The following is a 20,590-nucleotide window of genomic DNA, read 5'->3' as shown; positions in this document are numbered from 1 at the left end:
AGGGTGGCTCGACCCCGACAAGATGCGGTGTCCGGCGGGCCGGCACAAGGGCAACGGTCACAAAGCCGGAGCTTCCTGACCGGAAGCCTCTCGCTCGTTTTCGCGCCGTTACTTGGCGAGCGGGCCGCTCGACGACGGAGACGAGCCGCTCGCCGTCGTCTGCGGCTCGGTCGTGGTCGCGGGGCGGGGCGTGGTCTTCGCCGGCTCTTCCAGGATGGTGTCGAGCGGATTGTGTCGCGCCTGCTCGTCGAGGATCTTCTTGAGTTCCTCGGCCTTGAGTTCACGATCGATCTCGTGTTTGACGTTGGAGAGCGTGCGCCGCGCGTGCCCGACCCACTTGCCCGCCACGCGCGCCGCGCGCGGCAGACGCTCCGGGCCGATCACGACCAGGGCGACGATGGCCACCAGGATCAGTTCTTGAAAGCCGACATCGAACATCTAGCACCGTCCAGCAGGGTCGAGCATCCGGTTGGCGAGCGGGGATCGGCGGGCGATCAGGTGCGATCGCGATTGGCCGTGGTGTCGCTCTGGCGTGTCTGGGCGGTCGAGTCCGTCGGGCGCGCGTCGTTCGGCTGGCCGATGGCGCCATTCTCGCGCGCGCCGGTGTCGTCCTCGTCGCTCTTGTCGGAATTCGACATCGAACTGCGGAAGCCGCGGATGGCCTCGCCGAGATCCGAGCCGATGTTCTTCAGCCGCTTGGTGCCGAACAACAAGACCACGATCACCAGGATGATCAGGAGCTGCCAAATACTGATGCCGCCGACGCCCATCGTGTTTCTCCGTTGCCCGTGGTCGCGAGCCGACCTCGGGATGTGCTTGTCTGTTCCGTCCGTGCGCGTGGATCGAGACCGCGACGCAGACGGGATTTGAAAATTCAGGAGCGGCGATCATAACGCAAGCCGATTGACGCTGAAAGCGCCCGCTTGGGTCACGGGGGCACGCGCTGACCTCGGTCGGCGCGCGTTTACGTCGGGCACCGGGATGGGGGATGATGTCGGGAGTGATCGAAATCGAGTGTCGTATGCGGATTCATCTGATATGTGTCGGCCGGCGGATGCCGGGCTGGATCGAGGACGGCTATCGCGAGTACGCCAAGCGGCTGCCGCCCGAGTGCGCCCTGCATCTGGTCGAGATCGACCCGGTGCATCGCGCCAAGACCACCAATGTGCGTCAGGCGCGCGAAGAAGAAGGGCGGCGCATCCTCAAGGCGATTCCCAAGGGCGCGGATGTGATCGTGCTCGACGAGCGCGGGCGCTCCTGGAGCACCGAGACGCTGGCGGGCCATCTGCGCGACTGGCTGGCCGATGGGCGCGATCGGGCGCTCGTGGTCGGCGGGGCCGACGGGCTGTCGGACGAGTGTCTGGCGCGGGCGCGTGAGCGCTGGTCGCTCTCGGCCCTGACCTTCCCGCATCCGCTGGTGCGCGTCATCCTCGCCGAGCAGCTCTATCGCGCCTGGAGCCTGACCCAGGGGCATCCCTATCATCGTGCCGGATGACCTGAGCCATGACTGAGACCAGCCACCAGCTCTATCTCGCCTCGCGTTCGCCGCGCCGGGGCGAGTTGCTGAACCAGATCGGCGTGCGCTTCGCTCAGGTCGAGGCGGACGTGGACGAGACTCCAGGTCCGGGCGAGTCGCCCGAGGACTATGTGCGGCGGATCGCGATCGAGAAGGCGCGGACCGGCCGGTCGGCGGTTCCGACCCAAGACCCGCGCCCGGTGCTGGCCGCCGACACCGCCGTGATCGTCGACGGCGAGATCCTGGGGAAACCGCTCGACCGACCCGATTTCCTGCGCATGATGGCGCGTCTGTCGGGCCGGACGCATCAGGTGCTGACCGGGGTGGCGCTCGCCCGAGCCAGTGAGGTCTGGTACGAACTGAGCACGAGCCGGGTCGGCTTTCGCGTCATCGACGAACGCGAGCAACGGGCCTACTGGGCCAGCGGCGAGCCGTGCGACAAGGCCGGCGGCTACGGCATCCAGGGGCTGGGCGCGCTCTTCGTCGCCGATCTCCAGGGCAGCTACTCGGGCGTCATGGGACTGCCGCTGTATGAGACCGGATGTCTGCTGCATCGCGCCGGTATCGCCCTGCTCGCGAACGCTGACGCCATCTGAAGGACATCCGGTTCCGAAGCCACCGGGCGAAAATCCCTGGACAGCGCGCTTTGCGTCCTTCGTACCGTTGCGGTTTCAATGTCTCAGAATCCAGCTATTGAAGGACGTACCGAGTGAGTGAAGAGATTCTCATCAATGTCACCCCGCCCGAGACGCGCGTCGCGGTCGTCGAGAACGGGGTGGTGCAGGAGATCATCATCGAGCGCGCCGAGCGCTGCGGTCTGGTCGGCAACATCTACAAGGGACGCATCTGCCGCGTGCTGCCGGGAATGCAGGCGGCCTTCGTCGACATCGGTCTGGAGCGCGCGGCCTTTCTGCACGCCTCCGACATCATCGGCGCCCCCGGCGAGTCGCGCGGCGATCAGATCCATGAGCTGGTGCGCGAGGGCGACATGATCGTGGTCCAGGTGGTCAAAGATCCGCTCGGCACCAAGGGGGCACGTCTGACCACCAACATCTCGATCGCCTCGCGCTATCTGGTGTGCATGCCGGCGGTGTCGACCACGGGCGTGTCGCAGAAGATCGAGGACGAGGACGAGCGCCGCCGTCTGCGCGAGATCCTGCTGCGCTATGTCGAGGCCCATCAGGGCGAGGGCGGTTTCATCGCCCGCACCGCCGCCGAGGCCGTGAGCGAAGAGGCGCTGGAGAAGGACATGGCCTTTCTGGCCAAGCTCTGGCGCGGCATCAAGGAACGGTGCACCCACGTCAACCAGATCGGTCTGGTCCACGACGATCTGGCCCTGGCGCTGCGCGCCCTGCGCGATCTGGTGACACCCGAGGTCGAGCGCATCCGCATCGACTCGCGCGCCATGGTCGACAAGGCCGTCTCGTTCGCCACCAAGTACATCCCCGAGATCCAGGGTCGCATCGAGTACTACCAGGGCGAGCGTCCGCTGTTCGATCTCTACGGCGTCGAGGAGGAGATCCGCAAGGCGCTCCAGCGCAAGGTCAGCCTCAAGTCGGGCGGTCATCTGGTCATCGACCAGACCGAGGCCATGACCACGATCGATGTGAACACCGGCGCCTTCGTCGGTCATCGCAATCTGGAAGAGACCATCTTCAAGACCAACCTGGAGGCCGCCCAGGCGATCTGCCGTCAGCTCAGACTGCGCAATCTCGGCGGCATCATCATCATCGACTTCATCGACATGACCGAGGACGAGCACAAGCGTCAGGTGCTGCGCGCGCTCGAAAAATGCCTCGCCCGCGATCATGCCAAGACCCACATCACCGAGGTCTCCTCGCTCGGTCTGGTCGAGATGACGCGCAAGCGCACCCGCGAGTCGCTGGAGCACGTGCTGTGCGAACCCTGTCCCTGCTGCGGCGGGCGCGGCTCGATCAAGACCGCCGAGACCACCTGCTACGAGATCTTCCGCGAGATCCTGCGCGAGTCGCGTCAGTTCGAGGTCGAGACCCTGCTGGTGCTGGCCTCGCAGGAGGTCGTCGACCGGCTGCTCGACGAGGAATCGGCGCATCTGGCCGAGCTGGAGGAGTTCATCGGCCGCCCAATCCGGCTCCAGGCCGAGGCGCTCTATACGCAGGAGCAGTACGACGTCGTGCTCATCTAAGGCTTCATGGAGCCGGCGCCAAGACGTGCCGCTCCACGGAGAACGAACATCGAACATCCCAGTCGATCGCGGTCCGGTGGCTCCATTGGCTTGATGTCTCCCATGTCCCTGCTCAGACGCCTCAAGGCCTTGCTGACGACCTCCATGCTTTTGGGGCTGGTGCTCCTGGCGCTGCTGGTCTCGGTCGTGCGTCTGGCGCCGCCGCTGACCGGCGAGTACCGGGACGCCATCGCCGGGAGGCTGTCCGAGCGTCTGGGGTATCGGATGTCGATCGGGACGTTGCGACTCGGCCTGTCCGGCCTGCATCCGCGTCTGAGGCTGGAGGGCGTCGCGCTCGATCGTCCGGGCGCCGGCACGCGGGCGCGGGCGCTGGCGCTGAGGGCGATCGAGCTGGATCTGGATCTCCTGGCCTCGCTGCTGAGTCGTTCGGTCCGGATTTCGGGCGTCACGCTGGTCGGGGCGCGTCTGGTTCTGGAGCGCGGTGCGGATGGGCGTCTGCGCTTGCATGGACTGGACGCACTGGCGAGCGATGATCCGCGCGCGCTCGAAGGCTTCCTGAGTCAGGGGCGGCTCGATCTGATCGAAAGCGAGATCCTGTTCGTCGATCCGGCGCGCGGCGGCAAGCAACTACGTCTGGTCGATGTACGCCTGCGACTGGAGAACGCCGGCGAGCGTCATTGGCTGGATCTCAGTGCGCGGCCGGTGCCGCCCGATCCGCTCGTGCTGGCGACCGATGAGGCGCCCAGCGGCACGGGCGAGTCCTGCGAACCCTGTCTCCAACTGGCCCTGCGGCTGAATGGTCCGGCGTCCGATCCGCGTTTCTGGAGCGGGCGCGGCTATCTGCGTCTGGACGTGGCCAATCTCGGCCTGCTGCCGGCGGCGGCTGTGCTGCTGGAACACGGACGGCTGGATACAGAGCGCGCCGGCGTCGAGAGCTGGTTCGACCTCCAGGCCGGTCGGCTCGAACAGGCGCTGATCCAGGCCGATCTGCGGGGCGTGCGTCTGGCGTCCGACACCATGTCCGGGCAGACACAGGCGTCGGATGACGACGCGCGTGAGCCGCCGCCGGCCTGGCATTTGAGCGGGTTGGCGCGCGTGCGTTCGCTTGAGTCCGGCTGGAGCGCCCGGATCGCCGGCCTGCAAGCCGGATTCGACGGTGCAGCGCTCTCGGGCCTGGATCTGGATCTGCGCCTGAGTCCGAAGGGACGGCTGCTGGGGCTGGGCGGGCATCTATCCCAACTGGATCTGGCCGATCTGAGTGCTATCCTGCGAGCCAGCCCCCGGCCGCTGCCCGAGGCGCTGCAGGCACTCCTGGAGCGCAACCCGCGCGGGAGTGCACGCGATCTGGCGCTGCGCTTCGATCCGGCTGAAGTGAATGCCGATTCGAACGAGCCGCACTGGCAGGTCTCGGGCCATATGTCCGGCCTGGGTCTCGATCGCCGCGACCGCATGCCTGGTTTCGCCGGCCTGGATCTGCGGTTCGCCGGCGATCAGGACGGCGGTTGGATGCGGCTCGGGTCTGAGGGGCTGGATCTGGACCTGAATCCGCTCTTCGATCGACCGCTGCGACTCGATCAGTTGAGCGGCCGGCTCGACTGGACGCGCCGGACGTCCGGCGGCTGGCGCCTCGCGGCGCACAGACTGACGCTGGAGAACGCCGATCTCAGCGGTCAGGCGCGTTTCACGCTGGAACTGCCGGGCGCCGACGGACGACCCTTCCTGGATCTGCGCGCACGCTTCCAGGACGCCAATGCCGCCAATGTGCGTCTCTACCTGCCGGTCGGGATCATGAAGCCGCCGCTGGTCGATTGGCTCGACGCGGCGATCGTCTCCGGGCGCGTCACCCAGGGCGACGCACTCTTTCGCGGCGCTCTGGCCGATCACCCCTTCCGCAAGCGTCAGGGCCGCTTCGAGCTGAAGCTGGAGTTCGAGGATGTGCGACTGGACTATCGACCGGGATGGCCCGCCATCACGTCGGCCGCCGGTCATCTGCGCTTTCTCGACGAGGGCTTGACGATCCGGGTCGATCGCGGGCGCATCCTCGATAGCGATTTCCGCGCCGGCCGGGTCGATCTGCCCGATCTCGCGCAGGTCGAGCAGATGCGCATCCACGGCGAGGCGCGCGGTCCCTTCGAGGACGGTCGGCGCACCCTGGCCGAGACGCCGCTGTCTGAAAAGCTGGGCGGACTCGCCGAGATCCTCCAGGTCAGCGGCCGATCGCAACTGGCGCTGGACATCGATCTGCCATTCGTGAAACAGCGCGCGCTGGGCGTGTCGGGTGTCCTGAGCTGGCCGGAGCCGGCCACGCTGGGCGTGCGCGGGACGGCCGTCCGACTCTCGGGTCTGAGCGGCGCAGTACGCTTCGACGAACGCGGGATCCAAACCTCCAAGGTCGGCGCCAGACTTGCGGACCGGCCACTTGACCTCTCACTGCGCACCCAGGATTCCGGACTCCATCTGGTCGGCCGGATCGACGCGCTGGATCTGAGCACCTGGAAGGATTGGGCCACGGCGACCCAGCTTGGCCGGAACGCGGCGGCCAAGGGCGGTATCGCGCTGGCGGGCCTGGAGTTCGACATCGACCGTCTGAGTCTCGGCGAACGGACGCTCAACGCCTTCGAGCTCAGGGGGACGCCGGACAGATCCGGCTGGCGGTTTAGCGTCGATTCCCGCGAGGTCGCCGGCCTGATCCGGCCAGCCGATACGGACACCGAAACGCGGCTGGATCTCGATCTGGAACGGCTCGATCTCAAGGCATTCGTGGCGCATCCCGAGTCCGATGGGCCGCCGACACCGCGTCCCGATCGTGCGCCCGACCCGATCACCGAGCTCCCCTCGCTCGATCTGCGCGTTGCCCGGCTCGACTGGGGCGAGCGCGAATTGGGCGCGCTCGATCTGTCCCTGCATCGCGATGCCCTGGGGACGCGCCTGCCGCGTCTGCGTCTGAGCCGGCCCGGACTCCTGAACGTCGAGGGCACGGGCGAATGGGTTCGGGGACCAGAGGGTGGTCGCAGTCGTCTGGACCTGAAGGCCGAGACGCCGGATCTGCGCGGCCTCCTGACGCTGCTCGACGAACCGACGACGATCGAGGCCAAGGAAGCGCGCGCGCGCGTCCAGCTGCATTGGCCCGGCGGGCCGGCGCGCTTCGCCTGGGCGCGGGCCAAGGGTGTGCTCGACATCGGCGTCGATCCGGGACGCTTTCTGGAAGCCGAGCCGGGCGTCGGGCGTCTGCTCGGTTTCATCGACGTCGGTTCCATCGGGCGGCGGCTGGCGCTCGACTTCTCGGACCTCTATGGCCAGGGCTTCGCCTTCGAACGTCTGGGCGGACGCATCACCATCGGGCAGGGGCAGGCGCGCTTCGATGAGGTGCTGATCGAGGGACCGGCCGGGCGCGTCATGGTCGGCGGCGCGGCGGATCTCGTCGGTCAGCGGCTCGACCAGTTGGTCACGGTCGAACCCAATCTGGGCACCAGTGTGGCCCTGGCCGGCGCCGTGGCCGGCGGGCCTGTGGTGGGGGCCGCCGTCTATCTGGTCGATCGCGCGACCGGCAACACCCTCGACCGGCTCGGACGCTATCAGTATCGGGTCACGGGCCCCTGGACCGAGCCGGAGTGGACGCGATTGGGCTGGGAGCCGTTGAGCGGTCTCGGCGAGCGTCGCGAGCCGGCGAACGAGGACAGGAAACCGCCGCGCCCGATCAACCATTTCCTCGATGTCCCCTGAGTGCCGGTTTCCGATCGACCGGGTCTGGTAGTATTGTTGCAACGATCGAACGAAACGGCTTTCGAGTGGGACGGCGGCGATCGGTCGCCGACCGAGGTAGAGACATCCGCGCCAGGGGCGGGGCGGGATTGAGTAGTTCAGACATCATGAAAGAAAAACATAAGATCGGGGCCATCCAGATGGCGACTGGCCCCAATGTCGGCGCCAACCTGTTCGAGGTGGAGCGTCTGGTCAGGGAGAGCGTGGAGGAGGGGGCCGAGCTGGTGGTCCTGCCCGAGAATTTCGCTTTCATGGGCCAGGAGGACCGTGATCAGCTCGCGATCCGCGAGGTCGACGGCGACGGGCCGCTGCAAGCCTTCCTGTCGCGCCTGTCCAGGCAACTGGGCGTCTGGGTGGTCGGCGGAACCATCCCGCTGCAAGCCAAGACGCCCGACCGGGTGCGCGCGGCCTGTCTGGTCTTCGACGACCGTGGCGAGCGGGTCGCCCGCTACGACAAGATCCATCTGTTCGACGTCAACCTGCCGGGTCTCGACGAGCGCTATCACGAATCGGCGGTCATCGAGCCCGGCAACGAGCCGGTCGTGATCGACACGCCATTCGGTCGACTCGGACTGGCCGTCTGCTATGATCTGCGCTTTCCCGAACTCTTTCGCCGGCTGCTCGACGAGGACGCCGAGATCCTGGCCGTGCCCTCGGCCTTCACCGCCGTCACCGGCAAGGCGCACTGGGAGCCGCTGATGCGTGCGCGCGCCATCGAGAATCTGGCCTATGTGGTGGCGGCGGCTCAGGGCGGTTTTCATGTCAACGGTCGCGAGACCCATGGACACAGCCTGATCGTCGATCCCTGGGGGACCATCCTGGCTCAGGCGCCGCGCGGGACGGGCTTCGTCTGCGCCTCGATCGATCGCGAATTCCTGGAGTCGGTGCGGCGCAGCTTCCCGACCATCCATCACCGGCGTTTGAAATGCGACGCCTGAGGCCGCAAGTCTGTCCGTGAACGGCCTGACCGCCAACTTTCTCGCTACTGATTCAAGAGTCCGCCCAATATCGAACCCATGATTGATCCCATCGCCATCGCCCGTGACAGCATCCTCGCTCCGGCCGGACTGGACGAGTCCGCACTCGACCGTCTGCTCGGACATCTGACCAGTGCGGCGGTGGACGCGGCCGACATCTATTTCCAGTACAGCCGGCTGCAATCCTGGGTGCTGGAGGACGGCATCCTCAAGGACGGCAACTTCAGCATCGAGCAGGGGGCCGGACTGCGCGCCGTCAGCGGCGAGAAGACCGGCTTCGCCTATTCAGACGAATTGCAGCTCCCGGCCCTGATCGAGGCGGCCACGGCGGCGCGCGCCATCGCGCGTGGCGGACAGGACGGGCGGGTGCGGATCGGTCAGCGCCCCGTCGTCCAACGTTTGTACGAACCGCTCAATCCCATCGACAGCCTGCCGGACGCCGACAAGGTCGCGCTGCTGCAACGGGTCGATGCCGAGGCGCGCCGTGCCGATCCGCGCGTGCGCGAGGTCATCGCCAGTCTGGTCGCGGTGCAGGACACGGTACTGGTGCTGGCCGACGACGGCACCCTGGCCGCCGACGTGCGTCCGCTGGTGCGGCTGAACGTCAGCGTCATCGCCGAGCAGGACGGGCGGCGCGAGCAGGGATCGAGCGGCGGCGGGGCACGGGCCGATCTCGGCTATTTCCTGGTCGAGGATCGGGCGCTGGCCTTCGCGCGCGAGGCGGTGCGGCTGGCGCTGGTCAATCTCGATGCTGTCGAAGCCCCGGCCGGGACCATGACCGTGGTGCTCGGTTCGGGCTGGCCGGGCGTGCTCTTGCACGAAGCCGTCGGTCATGGTCTGGAGGGCGACTTCAACCGCAAGGGCAGTTCGGCCTTTGCTGGGCGCCTCGGGCAACGGGTCGCCGCGAAGGGCGTGACCGTGGTCGACGACGGCACCTTGCCCGGACGGCGCGGTTCGCTCAATCTCGACGACGAGGGCACCCCGACCCAGAACACCGTGCTGATCGAGGACGGCATCCTGCGCGGCTACATGCAGGACAAGCTCAACGCCCGGCTCACCGGCACCGCAACGACCGGCAACGGCCGGCGCGAGTCCTATGCCCATCTGCCGATGCCGCGCATGACCAACACCTACATGCTCGCCGGCGAACGCGATCCGGAGGAGATCATCGCCTCGGTCGACAAGGGGCTCTATGCCGTCAACTTCGGCGGCGGTCAGGTCGACATCACCTCGGGCAAGTTCGTGTTCTCGGCCAGCGAAGCCTATCTGATCGAGAAGGGCCGGATCACCCGTCCGGTCAAGGGCGCCACCCTCATCGGCAACGGCCCGGACGTACTCACCCGCGTCAGCCTGATCGGCAACGATCTCAAGCTCGACGAAGGCGTCGGCACCTGCGGCAAGGAAGGCCAGAGCGTCCCGGTCGGCGTCGGTCAGCCCACGCTGCGCATCGACGGCCTCACCGTCGGCGGCACCAGTCAGTAGATTTCCCGCGTTCGCCCGGTCGCTCCCCGGGGGCGGCCCGGATCTGCCGAAAACTGGCCGTAATCCTGACTCGCCTGTAACATCGCGGATCGAATCGACATCCATCGAACAGGACCGACCATGCAGTGGGAAACCGTCATCGGTCTCGAGATCCACACCCAGCTCGCGACCCAGTCCAAGATCTTCTCCGGCGCGCCGACCGCCTTCGGCGCCGAACCCAACACCCAGGCCTGCGCCATCGACCTCGGGCTGCCGGGCGTGCTGCCGGTGCTCAATGTCGAGGCGGTGCGCCTCGCGGTGCGCTTCGGTAAGGCCATCGACGCCGAGATCGCGCCGCGCTCGGTGTTCGCGCGCAAGAATTACTTCTATCCCGACCTGCCCAAGGGCTACCAGATCAGCCAGTACGAGCTGCCGGTGGTCGGCAAGGGCCGGGTCGAGATCGTCCTCGACGACGGCACGGTCAAGACCATCGGCGTCACCCGCGCCCACCTGGAAGAAGACGCCGGCAAGTCGCTGCACGAGGACTTCCACGGCTTCACCGGCATCGATCTCAACCGCGCCGGCACGCCGCTCCTGGAGATCGTCTCCGAGCCGGATCTGCGCTCGCCGGCCGAGGCCGTGGCCTATGCCAAGAAGATCCACCAGATCGTGCGCTACATCGGCATCAGCGACGGCAACATGCAGGAAGGCTCCTTCCGCATGGACGCCAACGTCTCGGTACGTCCGGTCGGCCAGAAAGAATTCGGCACCCGCGCCGAGATCAAGAACGTCAATTCCTTCCGCTTCCTGGAGAAGGCCATCGCCTTCGAGGTCGAGCGTCAGATCGATCTGATCGAGGGCGGCGGCGCCGTGGTCCAGGAAACGCGGCTGTACGATGCCGTCAAGGACGAGACGCGCTCGATGCGCACCAAGGAGGAGGCCAACGACTATCGCTACTTCCCCGATCCGGATCTGCTGCCGCTGGAGATCGACGACGCCTTTCTGACCGAGGCGACCGCCGATCTGCCGGAACTCCCGGACGCCAAGCGCGCGCGCTTCCAGTCCGAGTACGGGCTGTCGGAGTACGACGCCAATCTGCTGACCGCCAGCCGTGAGCTGGCCGATTACTACGAGACCGTGGCCCGCGCCTGCGGCGAGCCGAAGCTGGCGGCCAACTGGGTGAGCGGCGAGCTGATGGCGGCGCTCAACAAGAGCGAGTGCGAGATCGGCGCCAGTCCGGTGTCGGCGAGTGCCCTGGCCGGTCTGATCGCGCGCATCCAGGACGGCACGGTCTCGGGCAAGCTGGCCAAGCAGGTGTTCGAAGGCATGTGGAACGGCGGCGGCGAGGCCGATGCCGTGATCGAAGCCCAGGGTCTCAAGCAGATCACCGACATCGGCGCCATCGAGTCCATGATCGAGGCCATCGTCGCCGCCAACCCGGAGCAGGTCGAGCAGTACCGCGCCGGCAAGGACAAGGTGTTCGGCTTCTTCGTCGGCCAAGTGATGAAGCAGAGCGGCGGCAAGGCCAATCCGGCCCAGGTCAACGAGATCCTCAAGCGCAAGCTGGCGCCCTGAGAGCGCAGGTCGTGCGGGGCGCGATACGCGCCCCGATTTATGCTTTAGCGTATGGCTGTGGTTTAATGCCGCTTTCGACGCGCGCCGTCCTGGTGCGTCGCCTACGACCACAGTCCCGATCATGTCACAGGCTATATCCGCTCAATCCCGTTGCGCCCAAGTCGAACGTAACACGCTCGAAACCCAGATCCGCGTCAGTCTCGACCTGGACGGTCAGGGTCGGGCGTCCTTCAAGACCGGCGTGCCCTTTCTGGAGCACATGCTCGATCAGGTCGCGCGTCACGGTCTGATCGACCTCGACATCGAGGCGGTCGGCGACCGGCACATCGACGATCATCACACGGTCGAGGATCTGGGCATCACGCTCGGTCAGGCACTGGCCAAGGCACTCGGCGACAAGCAGGGCATCCGCCGCTATGGTCATGCCTATGTGCCGCTGGACGAGGCACTGTCGCGCGTGGTGATCGATCTCTCGGGGCGGCCGGGACTGACCTATGGCGTCACCTTCACCCGCGCCCAGATCGGGGCCTTCGATGTCGATCTGTTCCAGGAGTTCTTCCAGGGGCTGGTCAACCATGCCGGGATGACGCTGCACATCGACAACCTGCGCGGCGTCAACTCCCATCACCAGGCCGAGACCATCTTCAAGGCGTTCGGGCGTGCGTTGCGCATGGCCATCGAACCGGACCCGCGCATGGCCGGCATCACGCCCTCGACCAAGGGGACGCTGTAAGGCGTCACCTCTGAAGCGTTCATTCGACATCCCACAGCCATACAGCGAGAGAGCAATCCGGTGCTGCTGATTCCCGCGATCGATTTGAAGGATGGCCGCTGCGTGCGGCTACGTCAGGGCCGCATGGACGACGAGACCGTCTTCTCCGACGACCCGGTCGAGCTGGCCGGACGCTGGGTGGACGAAGGCGCCCGACGCCTGCATCTGGTCGACCTCAACGGCGCCTTCGCCGGCGAGCCGGTCAATGGCGCAGCCATCCGCGGCATCGCGGCGGCCTATCCCGAGCTGCCGATCCAGGTCGGCGGCGGCATCCGCGACGAGTCGACCATCGACGCCTATCTCAAGGCCGGCGTGCGCTACTGCATCATCGGCACCCAGGCCGTGCGTGAGCCTGAGTTCGTCGCCCGCGCCTGTCGTGCCTTTCCAGGGCACATCATGGTCGGGCTCGACGCCAAGGACGGTCAGGTCGCCATCAACGGCTGGGCCGAGATCACCGCGCATCGGGTCGAGGATCTGGCACGGCGCTTCGAGAACGACGGCGTGACGGCCATCGTCTATACCGACATCGGGCGCGACGGCATGTTGTCCGGCCCCAATATCGAGGCCACGCGCGCCCTGGCCGAGGCGGTGCGGATTCCGATCGTCGCCTCCGGCGGCATCACCGATATCGACGACATCCGCGCCCTGTGCGAGGCGGGCGGCATCGAGGCCGCCATCACCGGACGCGCCATCTACGAAGGGACGCTCGATTTCGCCGAAGGCCAGCGACTGGCCGACAGCCTGAGCGGGGCCGGGCAATGAGCGCGAACGATGTCTGGCTCGACGCCATCGCCTGGGGACCGGACGGACTGGTCCCGGCCATCGCTCAGGAGCACGGGACCGGCAGCGTGCTGATGCTGGCCTGGATGAATCGCGAGGCGCTGCGTCTGACGCGCGAGACCGGACATGCGGTCTACTGGTCGCGCTCGCGCGCGCGGCTGTGGCACAAGGGCGAGGAATCCGGCCACCAGCAGGTGGTCCATTCGATCCGCCTCGACTGCGATGCCGACGTGATCCTGCTTGAAGTCGAGCAGAAGGGCGGCATCGCCTGTCATACCGGGCGCCATGACTGTTTCTACCGCGAGCTGGATGCGGCCGGCGACTGGGTCGAGATCGCGCCCGTGCTCAAGGATCCAAACGCCATCTATAGCGGCTCGAAGTAACCAGGTAGCCTATTGCCATGAACGACGTACTCGACCGACTCGCCGAGGTGCTGGAGTCGCGCAAAGGCGCCGACCCGGACTCGTCCTATGTCGCCAAGCTCTACGCCAAGGGACTCGACGCCATCCTCAAGAAGGTCGGCGAAGAGGCCACCGAGACCGTGATGGCCGCCAAGGATGGCGTGCCCGACAAGCTCGTCTACGAAGTCGCCGATCTGTGGTTCCATACGCTGGTGCTGCTCGCGCAGCAGGGTCTGGGGCCGCGCCAGGTGCTCGACGAGCTGGACCGGCGCTTCGGTCTCTCGGGGCTGACGGAGAAAGCCGGCCGCCAGGGCTGAACATAGATCACCAACCATCGAGCGTCCGCTCAATCTGGGGTTCGAACCATGTCTCTCGCGATGCAGCCCGATGATCCGGGCGCCGAACAGCCGTTCATCTCGCATCTGGTCGAGCTGCGCGATCGTCTGATCCGCATGCTGATCGCCATCGGCGTGATGGTGCTGGTGCTGCTGCCCTTCGCGAACGGTCTCTATGCCTATGTGGCCGCGCCGCTCCTGGCGCAGTTGCCCGACGGCAACACCATGATCGCCACCCAGGTCGCCTCGCCCTTTCTGACGCCCTTCAAGCTGGCGCTGATCGCGGCGGTGTTCCTGTCGATGCCCTATCTGCTCTACCAGCTCTGGGCCTTCGTCGCGCCCGGTCTCTATCAGCACGAGAAGCGTCTGGCCGTCCCGCTGCTGGTCTCCAGCATCTTCCTGTTCTATCTCGGGATGCTGTTTGCCTACTACGTCGTCTTCCCGCTGGTGTTCGCCTTCATGGTCGGCACCACGCCCGATGGCGTGGCCATGATGACCGACATCTCGGCCTATCTGGACTTCGTGCTGACACTGTTCTTCGCTTTCGGCGTCGCCTTCGAGATCCCGATCGCGACCATCCTGCTGGTGGCCATCGGCGCGGTGACGCCCGAGGGACTGGCACACAAGCGGCCCTATGTGATCGTCGGCGTCTTCGTGGTCGGCATGTTCCTGACCCCGCCGGACGTGATCTCGCAGACGCTGCTGGCGGTGCCGATGTGGCTGCTGTTCGAGCTGGGAATCCTGCTGTCGCGAGTGCTGCTCAAGGGACGGCTCGCCGAGGATTCCGACTCCGGCGAGCCGCCGCCGGCCGGTTCAGCGCCGAAGCCGCTGCCAGTCACACCGAGCGCCGGCGGCGGTGCTGTCGGTCGCGAGCTGTCACCCGGCCTCGATGACCCGGATCGCTGGCGCCCCATGACCGACGCCGAGATGGAGACCGAGCTGGATCTGATCGATGCCGAGGACGCGCGTCTGGCCCAAGCCGCCAAGACGAACGCGCCCCCGGTCACGCCGGCCGGGTCATCCGCCGCCGAGACGCCGCCGATGCCCGTCGATCCGGTCGAAGACAAGATCGTCCGCGCCAACCAGTTGCGCGATCTCGGCAACGACTTCGCGGCGCGCCAGATGCTCTATCAGGTGCTGGAAGAGGGTGATGCGACCCAGCGTCAGGTCGCGCGCAACATCCTGAGCCAGCTCGACGAACACTGAGTGTGAGGCACGTCACGAAACGCGATCGAACGACTGGATTTTTTGCACAGCCGATGCTGATATTGCTTTTGTCAATGAATCTTGTGGTATACCATCAATGGTCATCCGTAGGCCAAGAGTGGGTGTGACCGTGGGCTCAGGCTCCCAGATTCATTACAAACAGAACCGACTCAAGCAGTTGCGCGCTTTCTGTCATGCCGCGCGCACCGGCAGCGTCAGTGCCGCCGCTGAAAAGATCTTTCTCAGTCAGCCGACCGTGTCGCTCCAGATCCAGGCGCTCGAACGCGAGTTCGGCACCGTGCTCTTCGAGCGTCGCGGACCCAAGATCAAGCTCACGCCCGAGGGCGATCTGCTCTACCAGATGGCCGAGCCGCTGGTCGAGGGCATGGACAAGCTCCACGAAGCCTTCGCCACCCAGGCCGGGCGCGTGGATCAGGGGGTGTTGAACATCGCCGCCGGCGAGTCGACCATCCTCTACATCCTGCCCGAGCCGATCCAGGCCTTCGTCGAGCAGTATCCGGGCATCGAGCTGAAGATGCACAATGTCACCGGCCGTGACGGTCTGGCGATGCTGCGCGCCGACGAGGCCGATCTGGCGGTGGGATCCATGCTGGAGATCCCGGACGACATCACCTATCGGCCGTTCGTGACCTATCAGCCGACCCTGATCACGCCGCTCGATCACCCGCTCGCCGGCAAGGAGCGGGTGACGCTGGAGGAGATCACGCCCCATGGTCTGATCCTGCCGCCGCGGCATCTGAGCACCTGGCGCATGGTTGATCTGGTGTTCAAGCAGCACAACCTGAGCTATCGCGTGACCATGGAGGCCGGCGGTTGGGAGGTGATCAAGAAATATGTCGAGCTGGGTCTCGGCATCTCGATCGTCACCGACGTCTGTCTCACGGGCGAGGAAAAGCTGAGCCGTATCCCGATCGGGCAGTATTTTCCGCGGCGCAGTTACGGTATCGTGCAACGTCGTGGTAAATTCCTCTCTCCACAAACGAAATGTTTCATCAAGACGCTCGATCGCGCCTTTGCCGATCGTCTCGTCGAACCGCCGCCGCCACCTCAGCCGCAGACCGCCGGCGACACCGAATGGGAAGACGCCCTCTTGGGCTGACGCGCCCCGGAAGGCCGCTCTGAGCCAGAACGCGCGTGTGAGCGTCACCCGCGCCGGATGGCTGTCCGATGTATCCGCCCCCGCATCAAGGATGTGTGTCCCGCCTGCTCCCAGGCGGGGCGGGCATCGTTCGCATCTATCAACCTAGCTTCATCACAACGAGACAGTCTTGCATAACATCAAGATCACCATGGACCTGACGAAACGTATCGGCCAGCGCCTGCGCTCGGCCCGGCATGAGCAAAAGCTCAGTCTCGCCGACCTGTCGGCGCGCACCCAATCCTTGTCCAAGTCGCGTATCAGCAACTATGAGCAGGGTATCCGCCGCATGGGGCTGGAGGAGGCTCATGAGCTATCCGTGGCCCTGGGCACGGTGACACCGACCTATCTGCTGTGTCTCGACGACCGGGGGCCGCTGTCGGATCGGGAGCTGGAGCTGATCGATCACTTCCGCCGCACCGACGAGCGTGGTCGCGACACGCTGCTGAAGCTCGCTCAGTCGCAGCCGGATCACGACCCGGCCGAAGAGGCGGAACCCGAGACTCCGGAGGAGTCCAAGGACGCCTGAGCGTCCGAGGTCAGCAGATGCGCGGCAGTTGCTCGCCCGTGAGCCAATCGAGCAGACGCTCCCCGCCGAAACGGGTCTGCATCTGCACGAAGCCGAGCGGATCTTCGACGACCTCGCCGATGATGGCGGACTGTGCGCCCAGCGGATGGGCGCGCATGGCCGCCAGCAGGGTTTCAGCCCGATCGGCCGGACAGATCGCCACCAGCTTGCCCTCGTTGGCGACATAGGCGGGATCGAGTCCGAGCAGTTCGCAGGCGGCCGAGACCGCTTCGCGGACCGGGATATCGGTTTCACGCACGCGCATCCCGACGCCGGATTGTTGGGCCAGCTCGTTGAGCGTGGTCGCCAGACCGCCACGGGTCGGGTCGCGCAGACAGTGGATGTCGGGCACGGCCGCGATCATGTCGGCGACCAGTCCATGCAGGGCGGCTGAGTCGGACTGGATCGCCGTCTCGAAGCCGAGGTTCTCGCGCTGGGACAGGATGGCGATCCCGTGGTCGCCGATGTGGCCGTTGATCAGGATGACATCGCCCGGCCGCGCCCGGTCGCCCGAGATCGCGATGCCCTCTGGGACCACGCCGATTCCGGTGGTGGTGATGAAGACCCCATCGCCCTTGCCGCGTTCGACGACCTTGGTGTCGCCGGTCACGACGGCGACGCCTGCCTCACGCGCGGCCTGTGCCAGACTCGCGACGATGCGCGCCAGATCGGCCAGCGGGAAGCCTTCCTCCAGGATGAAGCTTGCGGCCAGATGCAGCGGTCGCGCCCCGGACATGGCCACATCGTTGACGGTGCCATGCACCGCCAGTGAGCCGATGTCCCCGCCCGGAAAGAACAGCGGCGAGACCACATGGGCATCCGTGCTCATCACCAGCCGGCCGGGCGGGACGCTGAACAGCGCCTGATCGTTGCCCTGGGACAGCCATTCGTTGTCGAGCGCCTGTTTGAACAGTTCGTCGATGAGCTGAGCCATGGCGCGTCCGCCGGCGCCGTGGCTCATGTCGACCCGGCCGTTTTCGAGATCCAGTCGGGCGGAAAAGCGTGATCTGGCGGTCATCGGTTCAGTCCTGAGGATGGCATGTGTGTTCGATGGCTCCAATAGGCCGCGCACGCGCCCTCGGACGAGACCATACAGGCGCCCATCGGATTGTCCGGCGTGCAGACGGCGCCGAACAGCTTGCACTCGGTCGGCTCCTTGAGTCCGCGCAGGATGGCCGGACATTCGCAACCCTTGATCTCATGACTCGCCTCGACCGTCACTGGAAAGCGGCGCTCGGCGTCCAGGTCGGCGTAGTCATCGGCGAGCGCCAGGGCGCTCTCGGGCAGGAAACCGAGTCCACGCCACTCGAAGCTCGGGCGGGTGACGAAGACGCGGGCCATGAGTTCGAGCGCCCGGGCATTCCCGACCTCGCCGACGGCGCGGCTGTACTGGTTCTCGACCTCACGGCGACCGTCGTTGATCTGGCGCACCAGCATCAACGCCGACTGCATGACGTCGAGCGGCTCGAAACCGGCGATCACCACGGGCAGGCCGAACTCGCGCGGCACGAAGGCGTAGGGCCGGGTGCCGATGACCGTGCTCACATGCGATGGTCCCAGGATGCCGTCGAGCCGCACGCCCTCGGGACCGGCCAGCGACAGGATGGCGCGCAGCGCGGGCGGCGTGAGGACGTGGTTGCACAGGAAGGACAGGTTCTTCAGCCCTTCGGCGCGTGCCTGGAGGATGGCGACCGCCGTGGGCGGGGTGGTGGTCTCGAAGCCGATGGCCATGAAGACCACCTGACGCTCGGGTTCATCGCGTGCGATCCGCAGCACGTCCTGGGTCGAATAGATCATGCGCACATCGGCGCCGGCCGCCTTGGCCTTGAGCAGCGTCTGACGACCGCTCGCCGGCACCCGCATCAGATCGCCATAGGTGCAGAGCGTCACGCCATGCTCGCGCGTCATGGCCATGGCCTGATCGAGCCGTGCCATCGGCAGCACGCACACCGGACAGCCCGGACCATGGACGAAGCGCAGATTGGGCGGCATCAACTGCTGGACGCCATAGCGGAAGATGGCGTGCGTGTGTCCGCCGCAAAACTCCATCAGCCGGTATTGGCGCGCCGGATCGACCTCGGCGGCGATGGCGGCGGCCAGTTGGCGCGCGAGCTGCTGATCGCGGAATTCGTCGACGTATTTCATGCGAGCCTGGACGCCGAAGCGATACCGGCGGCGTCAGCGGCGCCTGATTCCTCATCGAGCAGTCGCGTCATCTCGGCCATGAGCTTCAGCGTCTCCTGAGCCTCCTCCTCGCTGATCCGGTTGAGCGCATAGCCGACGTGCACCAGCACATAGTCGCCGACCTCCACCTCCGGAACCAGCGCGATCGAGACCTCGCGCGACACTCCGCCCAGATCGACCACCGCCGTGTCGATGGCCGGATCGATGCGAGTGACATGGGTGACGCGAGCCGGAATGGCGAGACACATGGTTGACTCCTGGAACACTGTGGGGCTTGGGCCTGGCATTGGACTACGATCCAGACGCCGACTCAAGCCAAGACATGGTGCCGGCCAGGCTGTATTCGCGCACAGTCAGGCGGGTTTTCCTTGGCGTCCCGGCCGTCTTTGCGGTTCAATCCACGCTTTTCGCCCGGAACGACACTAGCATGCTCACTCCCGAACAACTCGCCGGTCTGCGCCGCGACATCCAGTTCTCGGCCCAACTCGGCGGCCGTACCCTCGAATTCCGCAGTACCTGGGGCCTGTTCTCGCCGCGCGAGATCGACGAGGGCACGCGCCTGCTCCTCGACCATCTGCACATCGAGCCGGGCGACGACTGTCTGGATCTCGGCTGCGGCTATGGCCCGATCGGTCTGACCCTGGCGGCGCTGGCTCCCCAGGGCCGAACGCTCCTGGTCGACAAGGATTTCGTCGCCGTCGACTATGCCAACCGCAACGCCCGGCTCAACCGGCTCGACAATGCCGAGGCGCGGCTGAGCAACGGCTTCGACCAGATCGAGCCGGAACGCCGCTTCGACCTGATCGCAAGCAACGTCCCGGCCAAGGTCGGCAAGGAACTGCTGGCGCTCCTGCTGCACGACGCCCACGCCCGCCTGCGTCCCGGCGGTCGGCTCTATCTGGTCACGATCAACGGACTGCGCCAGTACATGAAGCGCAATCTCAACGAGGTCTTCGGCAACTACGACAAGCTCAAGCAGGGCGCGCACTACACCGTGGCTCTGGCGCAGCGCGATTAAAAAAAGGCCGCGACGGCAGGGTGTGTGACTGCCGTGGCGACCCAAGGGCTTGCTGCTCATTGCGGCCCCATCCAGGGGTCATGCATCAGTCGTTTTACAGAAATTCATAATACACTGAATTACTGAATTTTCGGCGCCTGATTCCGACCGTCCGCCGCGAGGCGGGCGCGAGAGTTGACGACCTGAGTCGTCATGCCTACATTCGGCGCATCGTTCAACCCTGTCGATGGAGCACTCACCCATGCTGCAACCCGGCGATCGCGCCCCGGATTTCGCCCTGCCCAACGCCGATATGGAGCCGGTGAGTCTCGCCTCGCTCAGCGGGCGACATCACGCCGTGATCTATTTCTATCCCAAGGACGACACGCCCGGTTGCACCATGGAAGCGCTCGAGTTCACCGACCTGCAAGCCGAGTTCGAGGCCGCCGGCACCGAGATCCTCGGCATCAGCCGCGACAGTTGCGCCAGTCACGGCGCCTTCCGCGACAAATACGGACTCTCGATCCATCTGCTCTCCGACAGCGATGGCGAGGTGTGCGAAGCCTATGGCGTCTGGCGCGAGAAGGAGGCGCACGGCGAGAAGCGCCTCGGCATCCTGCGCTCGACCTTCGTCGTCGACAAATCGGGCGTCGTCCGACACGCGCTCTACGACGTCAAGCCCAAGGGCCACGCCGCCCAGGTGCTCGATCTGGTGCGCGCGCTCTGACCCCGG

At 66.2% G+C, this 20,590-nt stretch carries 21 protein-coding genes; 16 read left to right on the top strand and 5 right to left on the bottom strand.

Annotated features, from left to right (window positions below):
- Nucleotides 1–108: 108 nt before the first annotated feature.
- Nucleotides 109–438 carry a Sec-independent protein translocase protein TatB gene (gene tatB, locus HW932_RS11170; protein ID WP_176976568.1) on the bottom strand — a complete coding sequence of 110 codons (330 nt, stop codon included), beginning with the start codon at nucleotides 436–438 and terminating at the stop codon, nucleotides 109–111.
- 56 nt (nucleotides 439–494) lie between these two features.
- On the bottom strand, nucleotides 495–770 hold the full coding sequence (tatA, locus tag HW932_RS11165) for a twin-arginine translocase TatA/TatE family subunit (RefSeq protein ID WP_176976567.1): 276 nt from the start codon (nucleotides 768–770) through the stop codon (nucleotides 495–497).
- Between the two features lie 251 nt (nucleotides 771–1,021).
- On the opposite strand from tatA, the gene rlmH reads away from it, so the two are divergent.
- The 14 genes from rlmH to HW932_RS11095 all read left to right on the top strand — a co-directional run bounded on the left by rlmH (nucleotide 1,022) and on the right by HW932_RS11095 (nucleotide 16,637).
- Complete coding sequence (gene rlmH, locus HW932_RS11160) at nucleotides 1,022–1,495, top strand: 23S rRNA (pseudouridine(1915)-N(3))-methyltransferase RlmH (protein WP_176976566.1); 474 nt, start codon at nucleotides 1,022–1,024, stop codon at nucleotides 1,493–1,495.
- Nucleotides 1,496–1,503: 8 nt separating this feature from the next.
- Nucleotides 1,504–2,112, top strand: a complete 609-nt coding sequence (locus HW932_RS11155; RefSeq protein ID WP_176976565.1) for a Maf family protein — start codon at nucleotides 1,504–1,506, stop codon at nucleotides 2,110–2,112.
- A 113-nt stretch (nucleotides 2,113–2,225) separates the two neighbouring features.
- Nucleotides 2,226–3,680: a ribonuclease G gene (rng, locus tag HW932_RS11150; protein WP_176976564.1), complete on the top strand. Its 1,455-nt coding sequence runs from the start codon at nucleotides 2,226–2,228 to the stop codon at nucleotides 3,678–3,680.
- Nucleotides 3,681–3,782: 102 nt separating this feature from the next.
- Nucleotides 3,783–7,403: a YhdP family phospholipid transporter gene (locus tag HW932_RS11145; RefSeq protein ID WP_176976563.1), complete on the top strand. Its 3,621-nt coding sequence runs from the start codon at nucleotides 3,783–3,785 to the stop codon at nucleotides 7,401–7,403.
- A 146-nt stretch (nucleotides 7,404–7,549) separates the two neighbouring features.
- The gene (locus HW932_RS11140; protein ID WP_176976562.1) at nucleotides 7,550–8,380 is read left to right on the top strand and encodes a carbon-nitrogen hydrolase family protein; all 831 of its coding nucleotides are present in this window, start codon (nucleotides 7,550–7,552) and stop codon (nucleotides 8,378–8,380) included.
- A gap of 78 nt (nucleotides 8,381–8,458) precedes the next feature.
- Nucleotides 8,459–9,901 carry a metalloprotease TldD gene (gene tldD / locus HW932_RS11135; RefSeq protein WP_176976561.1) on the top strand — a complete coding sequence of 481 codons (1,443 nt, stop codon included), beginning with the start codon at nucleotides 8,459–8,461 and terminating at the stop codon, nucleotides 9,899–9,901.
- 120 nt (nucleotides 9,902–10,021) lie between these two features.
- Nucleotides 10,022–11,455 (top strand): Asp-tRNA(Asn)/Glu-tRNA(Gln) amidotransferase subunit GatB, encoded by a 1,434-nt coding sequence (gatB, locus tag HW932_RS11130; RefSeq protein WP_176976560.1) that lies wholly within the window; start codon nucleotides 10,022–10,024, stop codon nucleotides 11,453–11,455.
- 121 nt (nucleotides 11,456–11,576) lie between these two features.
- Nucleotides 11,577–12,188, top strand: a complete 612-nt coding sequence (hisB, locus tag HW932_RS11125) for an imidazoleglycerol-phosphate dehydratase HisB (RefSeq protein ID WP_176976559.1) — start codon at nucleotides 11,577–11,579, stop codon at nucleotides 12,186–12,188.
- 60 nt (nucleotides 12,189–12,248) lie between these two features.
- On the top strand, nucleotides 12,249–12,989 hold the full coding sequence (hisA, locus tag HW932_RS11120; RefSeq protein WP_176976558.1) for a 1-(5-phosphoribosyl)-5-[(5-phosphoribosylamino)methylideneamino]imidazole-4-carboxamide isomerase: 741 nt from the start codon (nucleotides 12,249–12,251) through the stop codon (nucleotides 12,987–12,989).
- Nucleotides 12,986–13,390, top strand: coding sequence for a phosphoribosyl-AMP cyclohydrolase (gene hisI / locus HW932_RS11115; protein ID WP_176976557.1), 405 nt, complete (start codon nucleotides 12,986–12,988; stop codon nucleotides 13,388–13,390). Before hisA ends, hisI begins: the two co-directional genes overlap by 4 nt.
- Before the next feature lie 17 nt (nucleotides 13,391–13,407).
- Nucleotides 13,408–13,725, top strand: coding sequence for a phosphoribosyl-ATP diphosphatase (locus HW932_RS11110; RefSeq protein WP_012971968.1), 318 nt, complete (start codon nucleotides 13,408–13,410; stop codon nucleotides 13,723–13,725).
- Between the two features lie 48 nt (nucleotides 13,726–13,773).
- Nucleotides 13,774–14,949 carry a twin-arginine translocase subunit TatC gene (tatC, locus tag HW932_RS11105; RefSeq protein WP_176976556.1) on the top strand — a complete coding sequence of 392 codons (1,176 nt, stop codon included), beginning with the start codon at nucleotides 13,774–13,776 and terminating at the stop codon, nucleotides 14,947–14,949.
- 130 nt (nucleotides 14,950–15,079) lie between these two features.
- On the top strand, nucleotides 15,080–16,069 hold the full coding sequence (locus HW932_RS11100) for a LysR substrate-binding domain-containing protein (protein ID WP_176976616.1): 990 nt from the start codon (nucleotides 15,080–15,082) through the stop codon (nucleotides 16,067–16,069).
- Between the two features lie 190 nt (nucleotides 16,070–16,259).
- Entirely contained in the window at nucleotides 16,260–16,637 is a 378-nt protein-coding gene (locus HW932_RS11095) for a helix-turn-helix domain-containing protein (RefSeq protein ID WP_176976615.1), read from the top strand.
- Between the two features lie 10 nt (nucleotides 16,638–16,647).
- Here HW932_RS11095 and hypE read toward each other — a convergent pair whose 3' ends face one another.
- The 3 genes from hypE to HW932_RS11080 are packed head-to-tail and all read right to left on the bottom strand — an operon-like array spanning nucleotide 16,648 to nucleotide 19,108.
- Nucleotides 16,648–17,694, bottom strand: a complete 1,047-nt coding sequence (gene hypE / locus HW932_RS11090; RefSeq protein ID WP_176976555.1) for a hydrogenase expression/formation protein HypE — start codon at nucleotides 17,692–17,694, stop codon at nucleotides 16,648–16,650.
- A complete protein-coding gene (gene hypD / locus HW932_RS11085; RefSeq protein WP_176976554.1) occupies nucleotides 17,691–18,821 on the bottom strand; it encodes a hydrogenase formation protein HypD in 1,131 nt (376 codons plus the stop codon). The genes hypE and hypD overlap by 4 nt, the downstream gene beginning before the upstream one ends.
- A complete protein-coding gene (locus HW932_RS11080; protein WP_176976553.1) occupies nucleotides 18,818–19,108 on the bottom strand; it encodes a HypC/HybG/HupF family hydrogenase formation chaperone in 291 nt (96 codons plus the stop codon). Before HW932_RS11080 ends, hypD begins: the two co-directional genes overlap by 4 nt.
- Before the next feature lie 179 nt (nucleotides 19,109–19,287).
- Between HW932_RS11080 and HW932_RS11075 the strand changes: the two genes are divergently transcribed.
- Both HW932_RS11075 and HW932_RS11070 read left to right on the top strand, forming a co-directional pair.
- A complete protein-coding gene (locus HW932_RS11075) occupies nucleotides 19,288–19,878 on the top strand; it encodes a class I SAM-dependent methyltransferase (RefSeq protein WP_176976552.1) in 591 nt (196 codons plus the stop codon).
- Nucleotides 19,879–20,119: 241 nt separating this feature from the next.
- On the top strand, nucleotides 20,120–20,584 hold the full coding sequence (locus tag HW932_RS11070; protein WP_176976551.1) for a peroxiredoxin: 465 nt from the start codon (nucleotides 20,120–20,122) through the stop codon (nucleotides 20,582–20,584).
- Nucleotides 20,585–20,590 lie beyond the last annotated feature (6 nt).

It is taken from the genome of Allochromatium humboldtianum, assembly GCF_013385175.1.
Lineage (GTDB): Bacteria > Pseudomonadota > Gammaproteobacteria > Chromatiales > Chromatiaceae > Thermochromatium > Thermochromatium humboldtianum.
Note: the sequence above shows the minus strand (reverse complement) of the source record. Positions and strands in the feature narration are given on the sequence as shown.

Bases quoted from the DNA above. Each gene is read 5' to 3' on its own strand.
- tatB (WP_176976568.1), bottom strand. From the start codon at position 438: ATGTTCGATGTCGGCTTTCAAGAACTGATCCTGGTGGCCATCGTCGCC.
- tatA (WP_176976567.1), bottom strand. From the start codon at position 770: ATGGGCGTCGGCGGCATCAGTATTTGGCAGCTCCTGATCATCCTGGTG.
- rlmH (WP_176976566.1), top strand. From the start codon at position 1,022: ATGCGGATTCATCTGATATGTGTCGGCCGGCGGATGCCGGGCTGGATC.
- HW932_RS11155 (WP_176976565.1), top strand. From the start codon at position 1,504: ATGACTGAGACCAGCCACCAGCTCTATCTCGCCTCGCGTTCGCCGCGC.
- HW932_RS11145 (WP_176976563.1), top strand. From the start codon at position 3,783: ATGTCCCTGCTCAGACGCCTCAAGGCCTTGCTGACGACCTCCATGCTT.
- HW932_RS11140 (WP_176976562.1), top strand. From the start codon at position 7,550: ATGAAAGAAAAACATAAGATCGGGGCCATCCAGATGGCGACTGGCCCC.
- tldD (WP_176976561.1), top strand. From the start codon at position 8,459: ATGATTGATCCCATCGCCATCGCCCGTGACAGCATCCTCGCTCCGGCC.
- gatB (WP_176976560.1), top strand. From the start codon at position 10,022: ATGCAGTGGGAAACCGTCATCGGTCTCGAGATCCACACCCAGCTCGCG.
- hisB (WP_176976559.1), top strand. From the start codon at position 11,577: ATGTCACAGGCTATATCCGCTCAATCCCGTTGCGCCCAAGTCGAACGT.
- hisI (WP_176976557.1), top strand. From the start codon at position 12,986: ATGAGCGCGAACGATGTCTGGCTCGACGCCATCGCCTGGGGACCGGAC.
- HW932_RS11110 (WP_012971968.1), top strand. From the start codon at position 13,408: ATGAACGACGTACTCGACCGACTCGCCGAGGTGCTGGAGTCGCGCAAA.
- tatC (WP_176976556.1), top strand. From the start codon at position 13,774: ATGTCTCTCGCGATGCAGCCCGATGATCCGGGCGCCGAACAGCCGTTC.
- HW932_RS11095 (WP_176976615.1), top strand. From the start codon at position 16,260: ATGGACCTGACGAAACGTATCGGCCAGCGCCTGCGCTCGGCCCGGCAT.
- hypE (WP_176976555.1), bottom strand. From the start codon at position 17,694: ATGACCGCCAGATCACGCTTTTCCGCCCGACTGGATCTCGAAAACGGC.
- hypD (WP_176976554.1), bottom strand. From the start codon at position 18,821: ATGAAATACGTCGACGAATTCCGCGATCAGCAGCTCGCGCGCCAACTG.
- HW932_RS11080 (WP_176976553.1), bottom strand. From the start codon at position 19,108: ATGTGTCTCGCCATTCCGGCTCGCGTCACCCATGTCACTCGCATCGAT.
- HW932_RS11075 (WP_176976552.1), top strand. From the start codon at position 19,288: ATGCTCACTCCCGAACAACTCGCCGGTCTGCGCCGCGACATCCAGTTC.
- HW932_RS11070 (WP_176976551.1), top strand. From the start codon at position 20,120: ATGCTGCAACCCGGCGATCGCGCCCCGGATTTCGCCCTGCCCAACGCC.